This window comes from Actinomyces acetigenes (assembly GCF_031296635.1).
Taxonomy (GTDB): domain Bacteria; phylum Actinomycetota; class Actinomycetes; order Actinomycetales; family Actinomycetaceae; genus Actinomyces; species Actinomyces acetigenes.
Genome location: NZ_JASPFC010000072.1, coordinates 1 through 4080, shown reverse-complemented (window position 1 = coordinate 4080; position 4080 = coordinate 1). Strand labels below are relative to the sequence as shown.

Annotated in this window: 3 protein-coding genes; all 3 read left to right on the top strand. The window is 60.7% G+C overall.

From position 1 onward, the window contains the following. On the top strand, positions 1-2078 hold a 2078-nt coding region (locus tag RIV14_RS13415; RefSeq protein WP_309325241.1), incomplete at its 5' end, for an ATP-binding protein. Positions 2079-2118: 40 nt separating this feature from the next. After that, a complete protein-coding gene (locus RIV14_RS13410) occupies positions 2119-3348 on the top strand; it encodes a pyrophosphate--fructose-6-phosphate 1-phosphotransferase (protein WP_075373713.1) in 1230 nt (409 codons plus the stop codon). A gap of 316 nt (positions 3349-3664) precedes the next feature. Then, on the top strand, positions 3665-4080 hold a 416-nt coding region (locus RIV14_RS13405), incomplete at its 3' end, for a 3-deoxy-7-phosphoheptulonate synthase (protein ID WP_309325239.1).

The following is a 4080-nucleotide window of genomic DNA, read 5'->3' as shown; positions in this document are numbered from 1 at the left end:
GGCGTGCGAAAGCCTTGACGCACGTGGTGAGTGGGCTGGTAAGTGCTGGTCATGTGGATCAGGCTTTTGAGGTTGTGGAGCGCATTGATGATCCTAGGTGGCGTGCGAGAGCGTTAGTGCGTGTGGCGGGTGCTTTGGCTCAGGTCGGAGACAATGAGAGAGCGAGACAGGTTTCCGAAAATGCAGCTGACGTGGCTGAGCAAATTGATGCTCCCGATTGGCGTGCGGAAATTTTAGTGCGTGTGGCGGGTATTTTGGCTCAAACGGGAGATATTGGAAGGGCGCGACAGATTGCCGAGAATGTCGAGAGGCTAGCTGAACAAGTTCAGAGAGGTGTTCAGCATGTCGCATTTCTGAAGGGGGTGGTGGCTGTGTTGGTTCGAAGAGGATTGATTGGTGGCGTCAGAATAGTTCCCGAAATTGTGACAACTGTAGTTGAACAAGTCCACGACGATTTTTCACGCGGATATATTTTAGATCGTTTGGTGGCTGGTTTGGTGAGTGTTGGTCATGTGGATCAGGCTTTTGAGGTTGTGGAGCGCATTGATGATCCTGGGTGGCATGCGAGAGCGTTAGTGCGTGTGGCGGGTGCTTTGGCTCAGGTTGGAGACAATGAGAGAGCGAGACAGGTTTCCGAAAATGCAGCTGACGTGGCTGAGCAAATTGATGCCCCCTCGTGGCGGGCGGAAGTTGTAGGGCATGTGACGGGTGCTTTGGCTCAAGCTGGAGACATTCAAAGGGCGCGACAGATTTTCGAAACGGCCAATTTGGATGATAGGAGAATCGAGCTCTATCATCGTTCGCGTAGTTTGGTGTGTATAGTAGATGCGTTGGCTCAAATGGGAGAAAAAGAGAGAGCGAGGAAGGTCGTTGAAAACATAGCGAACGAGGTAGAGAGGATGAAAGCGTCCGTGTGGCGTACGCAGGATCAAGAGCGCGTGGTTGATGCCTATTTGAGGGTCGGTTGCTTTGAAAAGGCTCTTGGTGTGGCTGAGAGAATAGATGACAGTTGGGCCCGTTGTAAGGCTTTGACGAATATAGTGGGTTGGTTGTCTTGCATGAATCGGGTTACAGATGCTCTCAATGTGGCGAATCGAATTGCGGGATCCTTGTGGTATGTTAAGGCGCTGGTGAAGGTGACGAGTGTGTTGGCTGGGGCGGGTGACACTGGCAGGGCGAAAAGTGTGGCTGAGGATGCGGTGAGCGCAGCAGAGCAGATTGAGGATCCTGAAGAGCACGCAACTGCTCAGAAGGAGGCGCTGGCTGCGCAGGTTTGGTTTGATGTCGATTCGGTTCTCGAAATTGCCCGTAAAGAACCGAAGGCTGGGGACCGTGCGCGAATCCTGGCAAATGTTTCTGAAGTTCTAGTTCGTGCAGGTGATTCTGATAGGGCGAAAAGTGTGGCTGAGGATGCGGTGAATTCAGCAGAACTGATCAAGGAGAATGAGGTCCGTGCGCGAATCCTGGCAAATGTTTCTGAAGTTCTAGTTCGTGCAGGTGATTCTGTTAGGGCGAAAAGTGTGGCTGAGGATGCGGCGAACGTAGTTCGATCAGTTTATGGTTCTTTGACTCATGTTTCAGTAGTGGAGGCGCTGATCGGTGTGGGCGCCATTGAGGAGGCCTTGAATATCGTCTCTATGATAAGGTATCCCAGTTTCCGAATTTGCGCTCATTCAGCGGTTATGAACTATTATGTCAGACACAACTCTTCAGGTGAGGCTATTAATGTCCTAGATTCCGCGTTAGCTGAGGCTGAACGATTTAGTGTTCGGATGTCGGCTCAGGAATATTGTTCCGTCCTTGCGTCCGTATGTCTTGACGCAGCCGATCATGTTGACGCGAGTTCTCCGATGCGTGAACGGTGGCTTGGCCTAGCTCGTTCTGTGCTCGCTCGCTCTTGGCTTTACGGTGTGTCCGTGTGGGACAGCTTCGATGTACTGGTGCGTGTGGCGCCGGAACTGGCAGTACAGCTCGTTGACGAGCGGATTCTCGCCGAGCCTGAGGGCGGCACACCCCCAGAGTCCGACCCCGACCTCGGGCCCGAAGGGCCTGGCGGGCACACCGGGGCGTACCGTTAGGATGGTACCGTCACTCCTCGCATCCAAGGAAAGGTTCCCGATGTCGATTCGTCGCGTCGCCCTGCTCACCGCTGGCGGTTTCGCCCCCTGTCTGTCCGCCGCCGTCGGCGACCTCATCGAGCGCTACACGCAGGTCGCTCCCGAGGTCGAGATCATCGCCTACCAGTACGGTTACCACGGCCTGCTCACCGGCAACTACATCGTCATCGACGACGAGGGCCGCAAGAATGCCGGCATCCTGCGTGACTTCGGCGGGTCCCCGATCGGCAACTCCCGCGTCAAGCTCACCAACGCCAAGAACCTCGTCGAGCGCGGCCTGGTGAAGGAGGGCGTCAACCCCCTGGAGTTCGCCGCCGAGCAGCTGCGCAAGGACGGCGTCGACGTCCTGCACACCATCGGTGGTGACGACACCAACACCACCGCCGCCGACCTGGCCGCCTACCTCCACGAGAACGACTACGAGCTCACCGTCGTCGGCCTGCCCAAGACCATCGACAACGACGTGGTCCCGATCCGCCAGTCCCTGGGCGCCTGGACCGCGGCCGACGAGGGCGCCGGCTTCGCCTTCAACGTCATCGGCGAGCACCGCTCCAACCCCCGCATGCTCATCGTCCACGAGTGCATGGGCCGCAACTGCGGCTACCTCACCGCCGAGACCGCCCGCCGCTACCATGACCTGCTCCAGACCAAGCAGTGGGCCCCCTCCCTCGGCCTGACCAAGGAACGCTGGGACGTCCACGCCGTCTTCCTCCCCGAGATGAAGCTCGACATCGCCGCCGAGGCCGAGCGCCTCAAGGCCATCATGGACGAGCAGGGCAACGTCAACATCTTCCTGTCCGAGGGCGCCGGCGTCCCCGAGATCATCGCGGAGATGGAGGCCGCCGGCCAGGAGGTCCAGCGCGACCCCTTCGGCCACGTCAAGCTCGACACCATCAACCCCGGCCAGTGGTTCGCCAAGCAGTTCGCCGAGCTCATCGGTGCTGAGAAGGTCATGGTCCAGAAGTCCGGCTACTACTCGCGGGCCGCCCACGCCAACGCCGAGGACCTCGCCCTCATCAAGAAGATGTGCGACCTGGCCGTCGACTGCGCCCTGCGTGGCGAGTCCGGCGTCATCGGCCAGGACGAGGAGAACAACGACGAGCTCACCGCGATCGCCTTCCCGCGCATCGCCGGCGCCAAGCCCTTCGACATCACCCAGGCCTGGTTCACCGACCTCATGGCCGACCTGGGCCAGAAGGTCGAGCCCGCCGAGGTCGCCCCCGAGCACTGAGGCTGAGCTCGCACCCTGCCGCGGCCGGTGCCGTCCTCGTGACGGCACCGGCCGCTCCTCTGTGCACGTCTGTGCCCAGGAGGATGGTGCCAGCGGCCCCAGGTGTCACGTTTGGCGACTATTCGACCGGCCTGCGGCGCTTCCGGCACGGCAGCCTTCGCATCCGTGCAGGTCAGGGCGTTGCAACCAGTCCGTGCGGGCTCTGCTGCAGCCCTAAAAGTCGCCCGTAGTGACAGAATTCGTCTCCCAGCCCCGTGTTTCGCGATGCGGCGCCGATCCCGGGCAATCTCCCGACTGGCTTATGCTGACAGGCGTGATGAATGAGCTCTCCGCCGCCCGCACGGACGCCCAGGCCCCCGCATGGCGCCACCTGCCCGCCCTCCAGCAGCCCGCCTACCCCGATGAGGCCGCCCTGGCCGACGTGGTGACGGACCTGCGCCGCCGGCCCCCGCTCGTCTTCGCCGGAGAGGTCGACTCCTTGCGTGACCTCATCGCCCAGGCCAGCGCCGGGGACGCCTTCGTCCTCATGGGCGGGGACTGTGCCGAGTCCTTCGCCCACAACACGGCCGACAACATCCGCCTCAAGGTCCAGACCATCCTCCAGATGGCCGCGGTCCTCACCTACGGCGCCTCCACGCCCGTGGTCAAGGTCGGCCGCATGGCCGGCCAGTACGCCAAGCCCCGTAGCTCGGACACCGAGACCCGCGGCGAGGTCACCCTGCCCTCCTTCCG

Coding starts and splice junctions, on each gene's coding strand:
- RIV14_RS13410 (WP_075373713.1), top strand. CDS start 2,119: ATGTCGATTCGTCGCGTCGCCCTGCTCACCGCTGGCGGTTTCGCCCCC.